This is a genomic window from Rhizobium sp. A37_96, assembly GCF_053521765.1.
In genome coordinates, this window is sequence record NZ_JBNWDS010000006.1 from 148276 (window position 1) to 164557 (window position 16282).

Sequence of the window (16282 nt, forward strand, 5' to 3'; positions counted from 1 at the left end):
CCTCTGGCATCGCCGCGCAACCGCCCGAGAGGCGGACAGACAGAAAGGCTGCGGCCGACGAATCGGCCGCAGCCTCCAAGCTTTACTTGACCTTCGGGTTGATCAAGGCTTCGATCTTCGGCTCGCTCATGTTGGCCTTGGTTACGAGGTTGGCGCCGGTATCGACATTGGCTTCAACCTTTTCACCCTTGGAGACGGCGAGAGCGGTCTTGATGCCGTCGTAACCCATGCGGTACGGGTCCTGAACGACGAGACCGGCAATGGCACCGCTCTTGAGAAAGCCGAGGGTCTTATCGTCGCTGTCGAAGCCGATGACCTTGACCTTGTCACTGAGCTTGTTTTCAGCAATGGCCTGGCCGACACCCTGCGCCATGATCAGATTGGAGGCAAAGACGCCAACGATCTTCGGATTGGCAGTGATCAGATCGGTCATGATGTTGAGGCCGGTCGTTGCCTGACCGTCCGCATACTTGTCGGCGACAACCTTCAGGCCCGGATACTTGGTCTTGACCTGATCCAGGAAGCCTTCGCGGCGCTGTTCGAGGGAACCGGCACCGGGCGTATTGGTGATGATGACGACATCGCCTTCATCCTTGCCCGTCATTTGCTTGATCGCGGCGGCCAGGCCATCGGCGGCAATACGGCCGCCCTGAACGTTGTCCGTGGTCAGAAATGACTTGAAAGCCTTGGAGTCGGCGCCGGAGTCGATACCGATAATCGGAACGGACTTCGCTGCTTCGTCCACCGGCTTGCCGAGCGCCTTGAACTCGGTCGGCGAGATGACGATTGCGGCCGGCTTGCCGGCAACAGCGTTTTCGAGAATGCTGATCTGACCGTTGACGTCGGTTTCAGCCTGCGCGCCGAGTTCCGGCACCTTGACGCCGAGATCCTTGCCCGCCTGGCGTGCGCCGGCAAGAACGATCTGCCAGTAGAAGGATGTGGTGTCCTTGACGATGATCGGAATGGTCACGTCGGCCGCAAAGGACTGCACCGGCATCGCAACTGCGATGATGGCAGCGCCGGCAAGGCCGGCAAAGCTGCGGCGGGACAGAAGTGACTTGGCAATATTCATCTGCTTCTCCTCTCAACGCGCTCTGCTTTCCTGCACACCCGCCGGTGAACGCTTACGGCCGGTATCGTGACGCCTTGGAGCATCACGCATCGCGCCGCGACAAAAGCCACCGGCGCCAAAACAGGCTTTCCTCCTCTTCGAAGCCGCCTCTCCCGACGGCTCGATAGCTCGCTGTCTTCTAAACCCGAACCGCCTCATCTCCCAACGGAGACGCGACCAGGGTCAATCCTTCGAATTCCGCATAGAAACTGTCGGGAAGCCGTGGCTCCACGAGCTGCATGTTGCGGTCAAGACTTGCTGCCTTTGCCGTGCCGATCAGAACCGAAGCCACGCAAGGACTGCGCAACGGGAACTGCAGCGCCGGCTGGGCGAGCGGAACGCCATGCTTGCGGGCGATCTCCTCCATCGCCCCGACCTTGGCCAGGACATCGGGCGTTGCCGGCAGATAGTCGAAATGCGCGCCAGGCACGGGCCCGGTGGCCAGAATGCCGGAATTGAAGACGCCACCCACGACCAGCGACGTTCCCTTCTTCTCGCAAAGCGGCAACAGCTCGGCAACGGCCGAGCGGTCGAGCAGCGTATAGCGCCCCGCCAGCAGAATGCAGTCGATATCGGCCGCATGCATCACGTCCAGACAGACCGGCACCTCGTTGACGCCGAGGCCATAGGCCTTGATCGCCCCGGACGACTTCAGCTCCTCCAGAGCCTTCAACCCCGATCCCAGGAGCTGGCCGAGATAACGCTCGTTGAGAGCCTTGCCGTGGGTATAGCCGCCGATATCATGAACGTAGAGAATATCGATGCGGTTGAGCCCGAGACGCGCATAGCTGAACTCGACCGACCGCATGATGCCGTCGTAGGAATAATCGTAGTCGGCATCGAAAGGCAGCGGATCGACATAGCCGTAATTCGGCACCTTGTCGCTCGGCACCGGCCGCATGAGGCGACCGACCTTGGTCGACAAGACGTAGCTGTCCTCCGGCTGATCGCGCAGGAAATCGCCGACGCGGCGCTCGCCAAGGCCGAAGCCATACCAGGGCGCGACATCGAAATAACGAATGCCGTTATCCCAGGCGGCCTGCAGGGTCTCCATCGCCTGGTCGCGCGGGCAGGCACGATAGAGACCGCCCAACGCCGCAGCGCCGAAGCTGATCTCCGTGACCTCAAGGTCCGTCCTGCCGATCGTTCTAGTCTTCATCACCTCTCCCTTGTGATGACGGTCACTTCAATTCCCGTCGCATATGGCTCGACGCAGTCGCCATCGTCACGGTGCGTAATTATCTATCGCTGGCGTGGGGCGACGTGGCCGCATCTCGGAATGACGATTGCACGCCGGCTGCAGGATGCAAGCATTGCCATTCTCACTCTCTCCCTGCTCATCGGCGTTATCGAAAGCGCTCGCCCTTCATCGCCAATTGATTTTGTTTTTTATCTACAATAAACATTTTGGAGTCAACGAGGAAATCATGGGACCGCCCGGGGATGGCGGAAACGCCGGTTTCGATACTACTCCTGCAATTGACTGCCATTGATACATGGTTCAGACAGCGCCGCCGGCAAAGAGCGGCGACGATACGCGAGGGGGAAATGGCAAGGCAAAACACGCTCTTCAAGGAGGCATTCAATCGCTATACGGCTCGCCTGAAGCCCGATACCGAGCTGCCGAGCGAGCCTGAAATCGCAGCCGAGCTCGGCGTCAGCCGCAGCACGGCGCGCGCGATCCTCATGCGTCTCAGTGACGCCGGCATCATTCTCTGGAACAAGCGGCAGAAGACGGTCCTGCGCCCGCCGATACCCGCCGATTTCTTCCCCAAGGAAGAAACCGATTCCCTGCACGATATCATCGAGCGCAGCTTCATGATGCGCATCATGTCGGACGAAGCCCAGCCCGGCATGCAGATCAACGAGCTGGAACTGGCGCGTGAAATCGGCACAGGCACCTCCGTCGTCCGTGAATTTCTTATTCGTTTCAGTCGTTTCGGCCTGATCGAGAAACGGCCGAACAGCCATTGGATCCTGAAAGGCTTCACCAGCGAATTCGCGCTGGAGCTCGCAGACGTGCGGGAAATGTTCGAGCTGCATTCCGCAGCCGAATTCGGCCGCCTGCCCGCCCATCACCACGCCTGGGACGACCTGAAGGCGATCGAGCAGGAACATCACGAGCTGCTCAGGGATTTCGACGCACATTATCGCGATTTCTCGCGCCTCGACGAGAAGTTTCATCTTCTCATCCACCGTGCCTCCAAGAACCGCTTCATCGCCGATTTCTACGACGCCATCGCCATCATTTTCCACTATCACTACCAGTGGAACAAGGCCTTCGCCCGCGAGCGCAATGCCCGCGCCATAGCCGAACACCTCGACTATATCGAAGCGCTGCAATCACGCGACCAGCGAAGGATCGACGCGGCCTGCCGCCAGCATCTCGCCTCGGCACGTCAGACGCTGCTGCAGTCGATCCCGCAAGGTGCGAGCGAAATCGCCGGCTCCGCCGCCTGACGGCGGGAGCCGGCCGGCCACTCACGTCGCAGTCAAGCGCAGGCTTTGGCTGGCAAAGCGCGGGGAAGCGACTTCGAGCCTGATCGCGCCCACCTCTCCGGTTGCCTGCAACCAGAAGCCCGTTGTTCCACCCTGGAATGCGACCGTTTCCGGACCGATGAGCTTCGCCGGACCATCGACCTTGATCGTGATGGCTTCATTGAGGAAAGCCAGTCGCGAGCCGGCCTGATCGAGCGCGCGCACGATGACGCGCACCGTGTCGCGCTCGCCTGCGCGCAAGGTGTCGGCATCGGCTTCGACCTGAAGCGTCGTCGGCAGCGGATTGGCGACCATGCGCTGCTCCACCGCGGGCTTGCCGCCGATATAGCCGGTGAACTGCACGTCCTCCCATTCCATTCCCCATACGCCAAGCTCGTCCTGGGTGAAGGAACGGTGATCGAAAACGACGGGCGGATGCGGCAGGTGCGGGAACGTCTCCCGGTCCGGACCGAGGCGCTTGGTGAGCGACCCGTATCGCAGCTCGACCTCGTCGCAGTTCGTCAGCACCATAAGCGGCAGGGCCCCGCCGATATTGCGCTCGCCGCGCGCCCAGATCGTCACCGGCTTCATGACAACCTCGTCGGCGGGGTCGCACTGGCTGGCGTAGGCGTAAGCGGCAAATTTCGGCTCGCGGAACATGTCCATCACGCCGTGATAGCAGATCCGGTCGCCCGAGCCGAAATCGCTATGGGTGTTGTAGTCGAACATGCACCAGCCGATGGCGCCGGAAATCGACGGATCGCCGTAGGCCGCGTTCAGGACCTCCAGATGCCGGCGCACATGCTCGGCCTGCCGCTGCTCCTGATCGTAGATCTTCGTCGGATACATATGGCCGCCGAATTCGGTGATAAGATAGGGCACATCCTTGGAAAGACCGGTGTTTTCCTGCTGTGGCCTCAGCGGTGTGCGTGGCCGGTTGGCGCCCGGCAGTTCCTCGTTGCCGAGGATGAAATCGTTCATCGTATAGACGTCTTCGAGCATTTCGCTCTCGGTGATGTAGCGAACGCCGCCGGTCTGGCGCGTCGGATCGAGCGCCCGTGCCAGCCGATTGGTCTCGGCGTAGAAATCGTGGGAATCCTGCGATTCGTTGATGCGGACACCCCAGATGACGATCGAGGGATGGTTCCAGTCGCGCTCGATCATGCGCCGCACGTTGCGGATCGACTCCTGCTGCCACTCCTCGTCGCCAATATGCTGCCAGCCGGGAATTTCCTCGAAAACCAGCAGGCCGATGCGGTCGCAATGGTCGAGGAACCATTTCGACTGCGGATAATGCGAGGTACGCACGATATTGCACTTCAGCGTACGCTTCATGATCTCGGCATCGCGCTCCTGCGCCGAGCGGCCCATCGCATAGCCGACATAGGGGAAAGCCTGATGACGGTTTAGGCCGCGCAGCTTCAGCTTCCTGCCGTTCAGCAGAAAACCCTCGGCGGTAAAGCTTGCGTTACGGAAGCCGAAACGCGTCGCGTGACGATCCGGCCCATGATCGGTCACAAGCTCGACCTCGGCCGAATAGAGCACGGGATTGTCGAGGTCCCAAAGCGAAATGCCCGCAAGGCCATCGAAGCTGAGCGTCACGCTCCCGCCCGCCGTTTCCGCCTGTCCCGAGGCTATGACCGCGCCATCGGCAGACCGCAGCGCGACCTTCGCCGTACCCTTGAAAGCGAGATCTTGCGGGTTGGAGATGTCGCAGCGGACCGTCACGGATTTACGGTCGGAAAGGACATCCGTCGTTTCGACCTTGATGTTGGCGATCGAGACGGGGGCGGCCAGCTTCAGCCAGACATCGCGATAGATCCCGGCATAGGTCAGATAGTCGATGCGGCCGCCGAAAGGCGGGATTTCGGGATTCTCGCTGCCGTCAATCTTGACCGTGATCAGGTTCTCGCCCTGGAGCAGATGACCGGTCAGGCGTGCCTCGAATGGCGTATAGCCATCCTTGTGGGCGACGATCTCCTGGCCGTTCAAGTAGACCACGGCATCAGCCATGGCGGCATCGAAGACCAGCGATACTTCGCGCCCGGCAAACCTGTCGTCCCAGTTCAAAATCTTCTGATAGGTGAAGGCCCGCTGATATGATTTTTCGTCGAAATAATTGAAGGGCAGTTCGACGGCCGTATGCGGCAGCGTCACGCGCTGCCCTTCCTGCCGGCGTTCGGCGTCCTCGAATGAGAACCCTTCATGAAACGTCCAGGATTCGTTGAAGGCGACAACAGAACGCATATTCAATCCTATCGAGTAAGCCCGTCGCATCGGGTGACGAACAGATGTTGCTTGGAAAATCAGGCGCGCGGCGAGGCAGGCGCAGATGCCGCGGGGCGATATCTATACTGGCTCGTCGCGGGCGCGCAATGCGACCGGTTGGCGGATTCCGATTTTCCCGCCATGTAACCCACTGCCGATCAGGCCGCTTCGCAAGACCTACCGGCTGCGTCCGTTCTTCGCCTCCTCAACCGGGCTGCGCACTGCGGCATACATGCCGGTGGTGCGGAATTCCGTCGGATTGATGCCATAGATACGGCGAAACACCTTGGAAAAATAGTTGGCATCGTCGAAGCCGGACATGATCGCCACTTCCTTGACCGGAATGAACGCAGCCTTCGTCAGCAGTTTGGCGGCACGCTGCATGCGCTGCTGCAGCACGAATTCCGCCGGCGGCACGCCTTCGCTTTCGGCAAAGACACGCGAAAAATGCGCGCGGCTGAGACCGCTGACCCTGGCAAGCTCGTCGACAGGAAGTGGTTTGTCGAGATTGGCATGGATATGGTCGATGACGATCTGCATGGCGGAGCGATCGGCAGCAAAGGCGTGCGAGCCGAAGACATCGTCATAGAGCGCCATCGCCGCTTCATAGGCGACGGCCGAAGCCGAGGCGGGCGTCTCCGCGCCCTTGACCAGCCGGAGGCTGCAATCGGCAAGATGATCGATGGTCGCCTGCTGCAGTTTCAGCACTGGGCCGGCCGCAGCCAGGATCAGGCGATGGATGCGCAAGGCTTCCTCGCCGTTCATCGAGATCCAGAAATATTCCCAGCGCTCGCCTTTCTGCAGCCAGTAGCGATGATTGTGCGGCACGAGAACGAGCAGCGTTTCGCCGGCATTCACACGATAGCTGCGGCTTTCGTAGCGCAGACGCCCGGTGCCGCTGATGGTATGCTGAAGCACGGTAAACGGTGTCTGGCCGCGGCGGCGCCCGTCCCAATCATAGGGCTCGTCATGCCTGATTTCATAGCCGGCGCTGGTCGGCATGGCATGCAGCCGGTGACGTCCGCGCGGCAGCGAAACCGTCCGCATGACCTGTCCGTTATCGATCAATTCCTGCAGCACAAAATTACCCTTGAAAGCATAATAGTTCTCTGTTCGGCTCAGCCATTATAGGCATAATCCCGCCAGAAAACAGCGCTTGACCGCCGACGAGGATCGGCGATTGGAGGAAAAACCACGATTTCGGCCCGTTTCGCAACCGGTGCGATCATGGGACGAAAATGCTGCTGTCTCCCCTGCCGCTGCGCGTTCGATCGACTTGAAGGTGAGGATCATGAGTTTCAAAATCGCTATTATCGGCGCCGGCAGCGTCGGCTTCACGAAAAAGCTGTTCACCGACATTCTCTGCGTGCCGGAATTCCGCGACGTCGAATTTGCGCTGACGGACATGAGTGAGCACAATCTGACGATGATCAAGGCGATCCTCGACCGGATCGTCGAGGCCAACAAGCTGCCGACGCGCGTCACCGCCACCACGGATCGCCGCAAGGCGCTGGACGGCGCGCGCTATATCATCAGCTGCGTGCGGGTCGGTGGTCTGGAAGCCTATGCCGAGGATATCCGCATCCCGCTGAAATACGGGATCGACCAATGCGTCGGCGACACGATCTGCGCCGGCGGCATTCTCTACGGCCAGCGCAACATTCCGGTCATTCTCGATTTCTGCAAGGATATCCGCGAGGTCTCAGAGAGCGGCGCCAAGTTCCTGAACTATGCCAACCCGATGGCGATGAACACCTGGGCGGCCATCGAATACGGCAAGGTCGACACGATCGGCCTGTGCCACGGCGTCCAGCACGGCGCCGAACAGATCGCCGAAGTGCTCGGAGCGAAGGACAAGAGCGAACTCGACTATATCTGCTCCGGCATCAACCACCAGACCTGGTTCGTCGACCTGCGCCTCAATGGCCGCAAGATCGGCAAGGACGAGCTGATCGCGGCCTTCGAAGCCCATCCGGTGTTCTCGCAGCAGGAGAAGCTGCGCATCGACGTGCTGAAGCGTTTCGGCGTCTATTCCACCGAGAGCAACGGCCATCTGTCCGAATATCTGCCCTGGTATCGCAAGCGCCCCGACGAGATCAACAAATGGATCGACATGTCGGACTGGATCCATGGCGAGACCGGCGGCTATCTGCGCCACTCTACCGAAACGCGCAACTGGTTCGAGACGGAATTCCAGCAGATCCTCGACAGCGCCTCGCAGCCGATCGATGCCAGCAGGCGTTCCAACGAACATGCCAGCCATATTCTCGAGGCGCTGGAAACCAACCGTGTCTATCGCGGCCATTTCAACGTCAAGAACAACGGCGTCATTACCAACCTGCCCGCCGATGCCATCATCGAATCCCCCGGCTTCGTCGATCGGTTCGGTATCAACATGGTCGCCGGCATCACGCTGCCTGAGGCATGTGCCGCCACCTGCATGTCCTCCATCAACGTCCAGCGCATGTCGGTCCATGCCGCCGTCAGCGGCGACATCGACCTCCTGAAGCTCGCCGTCCTGCACGACCCGCTGGTTGGCGCCGTCGCCACGCCGGAGGAGGTCTGGCAGATGGTCGACGAAATGGTCGTCGCCGAAGCCCGCTGGCTGCCGCAATACGCCCATGCTGTAGACGAGGCGAAGGAGCGCCTGTCGCGCGGCAAGGTCAAGACGCGGGACTGGAAGGGTGCCGCAAGCCGCAACGTGCGCTCGATCGAGGAATTGCGCGCGGAAAAAGCCGCCCTGAAGCAGGCCGGTTAATGAGCATGCAGATCGGAAGATAAGGATTGTGGCGGGATTTCAGGGGATATCCCGCCACAACCGGCCGTCTTCCGTTTCGATGGAGGAACGCGAGGCCTCGAACGGAACGCTCGCGATTTAGGGAGAGAGAACAAGATGAGACATTTTCGACCGATCGGCCTTCTCGCCGCGTTGACGATTGCCACATCCGCAATCGCCATCAGCGCCTATGCAGCCGAGCCGACAGTGCCGCCCGTGCCACCTGTCTTCCCGGCGGAAGGCAAGATCAAGTATGTCGAGCGCAGCTCCATCCTGGAGTTCAAGGCGCTGCCGGAATATCACGAGCCCGCCTGGGTCACGGATAATTTCGTCAAGACCGGCAAGCTGCCGCCCGTCAAGGATCGCCTGCCGAAAGAGCCGCTCGTCTACAAGACCGGCAACATGCCTGACGGCATCGGCGTCTATGGCGACACGCTGCGCCACGTCATCGGCGGCCGGCCGGAAGGCTGGAACTACGGTGCCGGCCAGACCCAGGGCTGGGGCGGCATCGACATCGGCCTGTCCGAGTGCCTGACGCGCACGGCACCCCTCTTCCAGGTCGAGGCAAAGGATACCGAGCCGCTGCCGAACCTCGCCAAGGGCTGGGAATGGTCGCCGGACGGTCACAAGCTCACCATGCACCTGATCGAAGGCGCAAAATGGTCCGACGGCGTGCCGTTCAATGCCGACGACATCATGTTCTACTGGGAAGACGAAGTCATCGACCCGAACGTCTCGCCGCTCGGCGGCGGCGCCTCCCCGGAAGCCTTCGGCGAAGGAACCACGCTGAAGAAAATCGACGATTACACCATCGAATGGACCTTCAAGGACGCCTTCCCGAAGCAATATCTCTATACGATGGCCTATCCGAACTTCTGCCCGGGCCCGTCGCACATCCTCAAGCCGCAGCACCCGAAATATTCCAAGAACACCTACGACCAGTTCAAGAACGCCTTCCCACCGGAATATATGAACATTCCGGTCATGGGCGCCTGGGTGCCGGTCGAATATCGCTCCGACGACATCATCGTCATGCGCCGCAATCCCTACTACTGGAAGGTCGACGAGAAGGGCAACCAGCTGCCTTACCTCAACGAGCTGCACTACAAGCTGTCCACCTGGGCAGACCGCGACGTGCAGGCTGTTGCCGGCTCCGCGGATCTTTCGAACCTCGAGCAGCCGGAAAACTTCGTCGCTTCGCTGAAGCGCGCCGCACAGCCGGATGCTCCGGCTCGCCTCGCCTTCGGCCCCCGCCTCATCGGCTATAACCTGCAGATGAATTTCTCGGCCAACGGTTGGGGCAGCCCGGATCCGCGCGCTCAGGCCGTACGCGAGCTGAACCGCAACGAGGACTTCCGCAAGGCAGTCACCATGGCCCTCGACCGCAAGGCGCTCGGCGATTCGCTGGTCAAGGGACCCTTCACGGCGATCTATCCGGGCGGCCTTTCCTCCGGCAGCACCTTCTATGACCGCAACTCCACGGTATACTATCCGTTCGACCTCGCCGGCGCCAAGGCCGAGCTTGCGAAGGCCGGCCTCAAGGACACCGATGGCGACGGCGTCGTCAACTTCCCTGCCGACGTCAACGGCGGCAAGGACGTCGAAATCACGCTTCTGGTCAGCAACGACTACACCACCGACAAGAGCCTTGCCGAGGGCGTCGTCGCCCAGATGGAAAAGCTCGGATTGCGCGTCATCATCAATGCGCTGGATGGTCCCAAGCGCGACGATGCCAACTATAGCGGTCGTTTCGACTGGATGGTCCGTCGCAACAGCACGGAACTGGCTTCCGTCGTGCAGAACACCGAGCAGCTTGCTCCGGTCGGCCCGCGCACAAGCTGGAACCACCGCGCTCCGGAAAGCGGTCAGCTGGACCTGATGCCCTTCGAAAAGGATATGGCCGATATCGTCAACAAGTTCGCCACGTCGAAGGACAATGACGAGCGCGTGGCCTTGATGAAGCAGTTCCAGAAGATCTCGACCGGGCATCTCTACAATATCGGCCTGACCGAATATCCGGGCGCGCTGATCATCAACAAGCGCTTCTCGAACGTTCCCCCGGGCACGCCGATCTTCCTGTTCAACTGGGCGGAAGACTCCATCATCCGCGAACGCCTTTGGGTAGCTGCTGACAAGCAGGGTAAATTCGAGCTGTTCCCCGAGCAGCTTCCGGGTGCCCCGGGCAGCGCCGGTCCGATCAAATAAGGTCGCATGAAGCCCCCATGGCAGCCGGCATGATGCCGGCTGCCATGGACCTCCGAAGCATTCCAGCGATCAGCCATCGCCGGAGAAGAATGAACCGCTGGCGCATATCGTCCCGATGGGCAGAGACTGCAGACAGCATCAAGAGAAGCGAACCGTCCGATGTTACGATTCCTGCTCGTTCGCATAGCCTCCGCAATTCCCGTGCTCTTCATCCTGAGCGTGGTGACCTTCGCCATCATCCAGGCGCCGCCGGGCGACTATGCGGATTATATCCGCTCGCAATTGATGAACCAGGGCGGTGCATCCTTTGCGCAAGCCGATGAACAAGCGCAGATCTATCGCCGCGAGCACGGGCTCGACAAGCCGATGGTCATTCAATACGTCAACTGGATCGGCGGTATCGTCACCAGAGGCGATTTCGGCTACAGCATGTTCTATAACAAGCCCGTCGCCGATGTCGTCGGCGAGCGCTTGCCGCGGACGCTCGCTCTGGCGCTCGTATGCCATATACTGGCGTCCATTCTCGGCATCGGCTTCGGCATATGGGCGGCGACGCGGCAATATAGCTGGATCGACACCCTGCTCTCGGGCATCTCCTTCCTCGGCATGACGGTGCCGCGCTTCCTGATGGCGCTGATCATCGTTTACATCCTCGTCTTCCAGCTCAACGTCTCTGAAATCGGCAGCTTCTTCTCGCCGCAATATGGCGGCGCGCCCTGGTCCTGGGCGAAGTTCGTCGATCTCGTCAAACATGTCTGGCCGGTCGTCGCCATCGCCACCTTCGGCGGGCTCGCCTACAATATGCGCGTCATGCGCGGCAACCTGCTCGACACGCTGAACGCCCAATACGTCGAGACCGCACGCGCCAAGGGCCTTTCCGGCGGCGCTGTCGTCATGCGTCATGCCGTGCCGAACGCACTGCATCCCCTCGTCATGTATCAGGGCGTGGTTCTGCCCTACATGCTGACCGGCGAGATCGAAACAGCCATCATCTTCACGCTGCCGACCGTTGGGCCGGCCATCGTCGGCTCGATGGCGGTCGGTGACGTCTATGTCACGGCAACCTTCATGATGGTGCTTTCGGCAACCCTCATCATCGGCAACATCATCGCCGACATGCTGCTTGCCCTGCTCGATCCGCGCGTGCGTCAACAGGGAGGGATCCACTAATGCTCGCCTTCAGCAATTCCCCGCCCCCGCAGGAAGAGAAAATCAAGCGAAAGAGCGGCAACGAGAGCTACACCGCACTGGTCTGGCGGCGCCTGAAGCGCTCCTGGACGGGCATGAGCGGCCTGACCCTTGTTGTCCTGCTCCTCCTGATGGCCGCCTTCGCCGAATTCATCGCGCCGCTCGATCCAAAGGCAACCGACACCGGCTTCGCACCGCCGCAAGTCATCAGCTTTCATGACAAGGACGGCAATTTCGTCTTTCAGCCGCGGGTCTACGCGCTCGTCGAAACCAGCGATCTCGACCCTGTGACGTTCCAGCCGATCGTCGGGCCGGATTACGATAATCCGCGTCTGCTCGGCTTCTTCGTCAAGGGCGATCCCTACTATCTTTTCGGCCTGATCCCCGGCGACCGGCATCTCTTCGCGACCACCGACGGCGGGCCGGTTCATTTCCTCGGCACGGACAAGTTTGGCCGGGACGTGCTGTCGCGCGCCATCTACGGCTCGCGCATCTCGCTGATGATCGCCCTGACCGTCGTTACAATCGTCACCATCGTCGGCACCACGGTCGGCATGATCTCGGGCTATTTCGGCGGCACGGTCGATGCCTGGATCCAGCGCTTCGTCGAAGTGGTTCTGGCCTTTCCGCAATTGCCGCTCTATCTGGCGCTGACCTCGCTGATCCCCGTGACCGCCCCAACCAACGTGTTCCTTGCCTTCGTCATCGTCGTCATGTCTGCGCTCGGCTGGGCGCAGATGTCACGCGAGGTGCGCGGCAAGACGCTGGCATTGGCAAGGATCGATTATGTGCGGGCGGCGATGGCAGTGGGCGCGACCGACCGGCGCATCATTCTCCAGCACATTTTTCCGAACGTCATGAGCCATGTCATCGTGGCGGTGACGCTGGCGATCCCGAGCGTGGTGCTGCTGGAATCCTTCCTCGGTTTTCTCGGCTTTGCCGTCAAGCCGCCGTTGATCTCCTGGGGCCTGATGCTGCAGGATACGTCGACCTATTCGGTCATCGGTTCCTATCCCTGGATTCTCTCGCCCGTCGGCTTCGTTCTGATCACCGTTTTCGCCTTCAACGCGCTTGGTGACGGCCTGCGCGACGCGATAGATCCATATTGAGAGGAGACCGGACATGGCTCTTGCACTCGTCAACTCCTTCGCTCCCGAACTTCGCCTCGACGCCGGAGAAAAAGCGGTCGCCCCTGTCATCGACGCCCGCAGTATCGCCGTCAAATTCAAGGTCGAGGATGGCATGGTCGATGCCGTCAAGGATATCTCGTTCCAGCTCTATCGTGGTGAAACCATCGCGATTGTCGGAGAGTCCGGCTCGGGAAAATCGGTAACCGCCCGCACGGTGATGGGGCTGCTGACCAAGCGCGCCGTGGTTTCGGACAAGTCCTCCATCCACTACGACGGCAAGAATGTGCTGAAGTTTTCGGAGAGGGCTCGCCGGCAGCTGCGCGGCGACCGCATCTCGATGATCTTCCAGGAGCCGATGAGCTCGCTCAATCCGATCTACACGGTCGGCAGCCAGATCATCGAGGCGATCCGCGTGCATCGCAAGGTCAGCCGCCGCGATGCGGAAAAGCGGGCTCTCGAATTGCTGAAACAGGTGCAGATCCCCGATCCGGAAGCGCGGCTGAAGCAATATCCGCATCAGCTTTCCGGCGGGCAGCGCCAGCGCGTGATGATCGCGATGGCGCTCGCCAACGATCCGGACGTCCTGATCGCCGACGAGCCGACGACCGCGCTCGACGTCACCGTGCAGGCGCAGATCCTGAACCTCATCCGCAACCTGCAGAAGCAGCTGGGCATGGCGGTGATTCTCATCACCCACGACCTGACGGTCGTGCGCCAGTTTTCCGACTATGTCTATGTGATGCAGCATGGCGAGATGCGCGAGCACAACACGACCGAGGCCCTTTTCGCGCATCCGCAGCATCCCTATACGCAGCATCTGCTGACGTCGGAACCGCGCGGGCAGGCAAAGCCGCTGCCGCCGAACTGCGACATCGTCCTCGAGGGCAAGGCCGTCAAAGTCGCCTTCATGCTGCGTCACGGCAGCTTCTTCAAGCCTGACATGCGTGAGCTCGTTGCCGTCGGCGGCCTCAATATCGAGCTGCGCCGTCACGAGACGCTGGGTCTGGTCGGTGAATCCGGCTCCGGCAAGACCACCTTCGGCCAGGCGCTTCTGCGCCTCATCGATGCCGATGGCGGCGAGATCTATTTCGACGGGCAGCCGATCCATGGCCGGTCGCGCGCCGAAATGCGGCCATTGCGTTCGCGCATGCAGATCGTCTTTCAGGACCCGTTCTCATCGCTCAATCCGCGCATGACCATCGGCCAGATCATTTCCGAGGGGCTGGTGGTCAACAATCTCGGCGCCAACAGGGCCGAACGCCTGGAACGCGTCAAGGAAGCGCTCGTCAGCGCCGGCATGCCGGCCAACATTCTCTCGCGCTTCCCGCACGAGTTTTCCGGCGGCCAGCGCCAGCGCATTGCGATTGCCCGCGCCATAGCGCTCGAACCGGAGTTCATTCTGCTCGACGAGCCGACCTCCGCGCTCGATCTTTCCGTTCAAGCCCAGATCATCGACCTCCTGCGCAAGCTGCAGGACGAAAGGGGCTTGAGCTACCTTTTCATATCACACGACCTCAAGGTCGTCCGCGCCCTTTGTCATCGCGTCATCGTCATGCAGCATGGCAAGATCATGGAGGAAGGGCCGGTCGACGAGGTTCTGTCTCATCCCAAGACCGCTTACACCGAACGCCTTGTCAGAGCGGCGTTCGAGGTAGCCTCATAGCATCCAGGAGATTTTCACATGACAGGCACTCCCAAGATCACGTTCATCGGAGCCGGCTCGACCGTCTTCATGAAGAATATCATCGGCGACGTCTTGCAGCGCCCGGCCCTTGCCGGCGCCAGGATCGCGCTCATGGACATCAATCCCCAACGGCTGGACGAAAGCGCCATCGTGGCCCGCAAGCTGGCCTCGACCCTCGGCACATCCGCCACGGTCGAGACCTTCACCGATCAGCGCAAGGCGCTTGATGGCGCCCACTTCGTCGTCGTCGCCTTCCAGATCGGCGGTTACGAGCCCTGCACCGTCACCGATTTCGAGGTGCCGAAGAAATACGGCCTGCGCCAGACGATCGCCGACACGCTCGGCGTCGGCGGCATCATGCGCGGCCTGCGCACGGTTCCGCATCTCTGGAAGATCTGCGAGGACATCCTGGCCGTCTGCCCGAACGCGATCATGCTGCAATATGTGAACCCGATGGCGATCAACACCTGGGCGATCGGCGAGAAGTATCCGACGATCAGGCAGGTCGGGCTTTGCCATTCGGTGCAGGGCACGGCGATGGAGCTGGCGCACGATCTCGACATTCCCTACCACGAAATCCGCTATCGTTCGGCGGGTATCAACCACATGGCGTTCTATCTCGAATTCGAGCACCGCCAGCCGGACGGTTCCTATCGCAACCTCTATCCCGATCTCGTCCGTGCCTATCGCGAGGGGCGCGCGCCGAAGCCCGGCTGGAATCCGCGCTGCCCGAACAAGGTGCGTTATGAGATGCTCACCCGCCTTGGCTATTTCGTTACCGAAAGTTCGGAACATTTCGCCGAGTACACGCCCTACTTCATCAAGGAAGGTCGCGAGGACCTGATCGAGAAGTTCGGCATTCCGCTCGACGAATATCCGAAGCGCTGCATCGAGCAGGTCGCGCGCTGGAAGAACCAGGCGGAGGAATATCGCACGACCGAGAAGATCGAGGTCAAGCAATCGAAGGAATATGCTTCCTCGATCATCAATTCGGTCTGGACCGGCGAACCTTCCGTCATCTACGGCAACGTCCGCAACAATGGCTGCATCACGTCATTGCCCTCCAACTGCGCGGCGGAAGTCGCCTGCCTCGTCGATGCGTCGGGCATCCAGCCGACCTATGTCGGCGATCTGCCGCCACAGCTGACGGCCCTCATCCGCACGAACATCAACGTGCAGGAACTGACGGTCAAGGCTCTAATGACCGAAAATCGCGAGCATATCTACCATGCAGCGATGATGGATCCGCATACGGCAGCCGAGCTCGATCTCGACCAGATCTGGTCGCTGGTCGACGAGCTGCTGGTCGCCCATGGCGATTGGCTGCCGGAATGGGCCCGCGGCAATCGCAAGGTTCAGGCCGCATAAAGCCACTCTCTCCCGGCTTGCGACCCAAAGGCCTCGCGGCGTTGCCGCGGGGTCTTACGCGTTTGGTCGGTCCG

Annotated in this window: 11 protein-coding genes; 7 read left to right on the plus strand and 4 right to left on the minus strand. The window is 60.9% G+C overall.

What is annotated here, in order from left to right:
• Positions 1-82 precede the first annotated feature (82 nt).
• Both ACQZ6J_RS17925 and ACQZ6J_RS17930 read right to left on the minus strand, forming a co-directional pair.
• A complete protein-coding gene (locus ACQZ6J_RS17925) occupies positions 83-1072 on the minus strand; it encodes an ABC transporter substrate-binding protein (RefSeq protein WP_163990251.1) in 990 nt (329 codons plus the stop codon).
• Positions 1073-1250: 178 nt separating this feature from the next.
• On the minus strand, positions 1251-2270 hold the full coding sequence (locus tag ACQZ6J_RS17930; protein WP_449085069.1) for an aldo/keto reductase: 1020 nt from the start codon (positions 2268-2270) through the stop codon (positions 1251-1253).
• A gap of 389 nt (positions 2271-2659) precedes the next feature.
• Here ACQZ6J_RS17930 and ACQZ6J_RS17935 point away from each other — a divergent pair, with 389 nt between their 5' ends.
• The gene (locus ACQZ6J_RS17935; RefSeq protein ID WP_163990247.1) at positions 2660-3571 is read left to right on the plus strand and encodes a GntR family transcriptional regulator; all 912 of its coding nucleotides are present in this window, start codon (positions 2660-2662) and stop codon (positions 3569-3571) included.
• 21 nt (positions 3572-3592) lie between these two features.
• Here the strand turns inward: ACQZ6J_RS17935 and ACQZ6J_RS17940 are convergent, their stop codons facing one another.
• A complete protein-coding gene (locus tag ACQZ6J_RS17940) occupies positions 3593-5836 on the minus strand; it encodes a glycoside hydrolase family 2 protein (RefSeq protein WP_449085070.1) in 2244 nt (747 codons plus the stop codon).
• A 198-nt stretch (positions 5837-6034) separates the two neighbouring features.
• A complete protein-coding gene (locus ACQZ6J_RS17945; protein ID WP_204326742.1) occupies positions 6035-6904 on the minus strand; it encodes a helix-turn-helix domain-containing protein in 870 nt (289 codons plus the stop codon).
• 244 nt (positions 6905-7148) lie between these two features.
• Between ACQZ6J_RS17945 and melA (ACQZ6J_RS17950) the strand changes: the two genes are divergently transcribed.
• The 6 genes from melA (ACQZ6J_RS17950) (at position 7149) to melA (ACQZ6J_RS17975) (ending at position 16208) form a co-directional block, all read left to right on the plus strand.
• Positions 7149-8615, plus strand: coding sequence for an alpha-galactosidase (melA, locus tag ACQZ6J_RS17950; RefSeq protein WP_449085071.1), 1467 nt, complete (start codon positions 7149-7151; stop codon positions 8613-8615).
• Between the two features lie 135 nt (positions 8616-8750).
• Positions 8751-10838 carry an ABC transporter substrate-binding protein gene (locus ACQZ6J_RS17955; protein WP_449085072.1) on the plus strand — a complete coding sequence of 696 codons (2088 nt, stop codon included), beginning with the start codon at positions 8751-8753 and terminating at the stop codon, positions 10836-10838.
• Positions 10839-10997: 159 nt separating this feature from the next.
• Positions 10998-12008 (plus strand): ABC transporter permease, encoded by a 1011-nt coding sequence (locus ACQZ6J_RS17960; protein WP_163990238.1) that lies wholly within the window; start codon positions 10998-11000, stop codon positions 12006-12008.
• Complete coding sequence (locus tag ACQZ6J_RS17965) at positions 12008-13135, plus strand: ABC transporter permease (protein ID WP_449085073.1); 1128 nt, start codon at positions 12008-12010, stop codon at positions 13133-13135. Before ACQZ6J_RS17960 ends, ACQZ6J_RS17965 begins: the two co-directional genes overlap by 1 nt.
• 13 nt (positions 13136-13148) lie before the next feature.
• The gene (locus ACQZ6J_RS17970; RefSeq protein WP_449085074.1) at positions 13149-14819 is read left to right on the plus strand and encodes an ABC transporter ATP-binding protein; all 1671 of its coding nucleotides are present in this window, start codon (positions 13149-13151) and stop codon (positions 14817-14819) included.
• An 18-nt stretch (positions 14820-14837) separates the two neighbouring features.
• Positions 14838-16208, plus strand: coding sequence for an alpha-galactosidase (melA, locus tag ACQZ6J_RS17975; protein ID WP_449085075.1), 1371 nt, complete (start codon positions 14838-14840; stop codon positions 16206-16208).
• Positions 16209-16282: the final 74 nt, after the last annotated feature.

Excerpts from the sequence above, each read along its gene's own strand:
- ACQZ6J_RS17925 (WP_163990251.1), bottom strand. The coding sequence starts at position 1,072 with ATGAATATTGCCAAGTCACTTCTGTCCCGCCGCAGCTTTGCCGGCCTT.
- ACQZ6J_RS17930 (WP_449085069.1), bottom strand. The coding sequence starts at position 2,270 with ATGAAGACTAGAACGATCGGCAGGACGGACCTTGAGGTCACGGAGATC.
- ACQZ6J_RS17935 (WP_163990247.1), top strand. The coding sequence starts at position 2,660 with ATGGCAAGGCAAAACACGCTCTTCAAGGAGGCATTCAATCGCTATACG.
- ACQZ6J_RS17940 (WP_449085070.1), bottom strand. The coding sequence starts at position 5,836 with ATGCGTTCTGTTGTCGCCTTCAACGAATCCTGGACGTTTCATGAAGGG.
- ACQZ6J_RS17945 (WP_204326742.1), bottom strand. The coding sequence starts at position 6,904 with ATGCGGACGGTTTCGCTGCCGCGCGGACGTCACCGGCTGCATGCCATG.
- melA (WP_449085071.1), top strand. The coding sequence starts at position 7,149 with ATGAGTTTCAAAATCGCTATTATCGGCGCCGGCAGCGTCGGCTTCACG.
- ACQZ6J_RS17955 (WP_449085072.1), top strand. The coding sequence starts at position 8,751 with ATGAGACATTTTCGACCGATCGGCCTTCTCGCCGCGTTGACGATTGCC.
- ACQZ6J_RS17960 (WP_163990238.1), top strand. The coding sequence starts at position 10,998 with ATGTTACGATTCCTGCTCGTTCGCATAGCCTCCGCAATTCCCGTGCTC.
- ACQZ6J_RS17965 (WP_449085073.1), top strand. The coding sequence starts at position 12,008 with ATGCTCGCCTTCAGCAATTCCCCGCCCCCGCAGGAAGAGAAAATCAAG.
- ACQZ6J_RS17970 (WP_449085074.1), top strand. The coding sequence starts at position 13,149 with ATGGCTCTTGCACTCGTCAACTCCTTCGCTCCCGAACTTCGCCTCGAC.
- melA (WP_449085075.1), top strand. The coding sequence starts at position 14,838 with ATGACAGGCACTCCCAAGATCACGTTCATCGGAGCCGGCTCGACCGTC.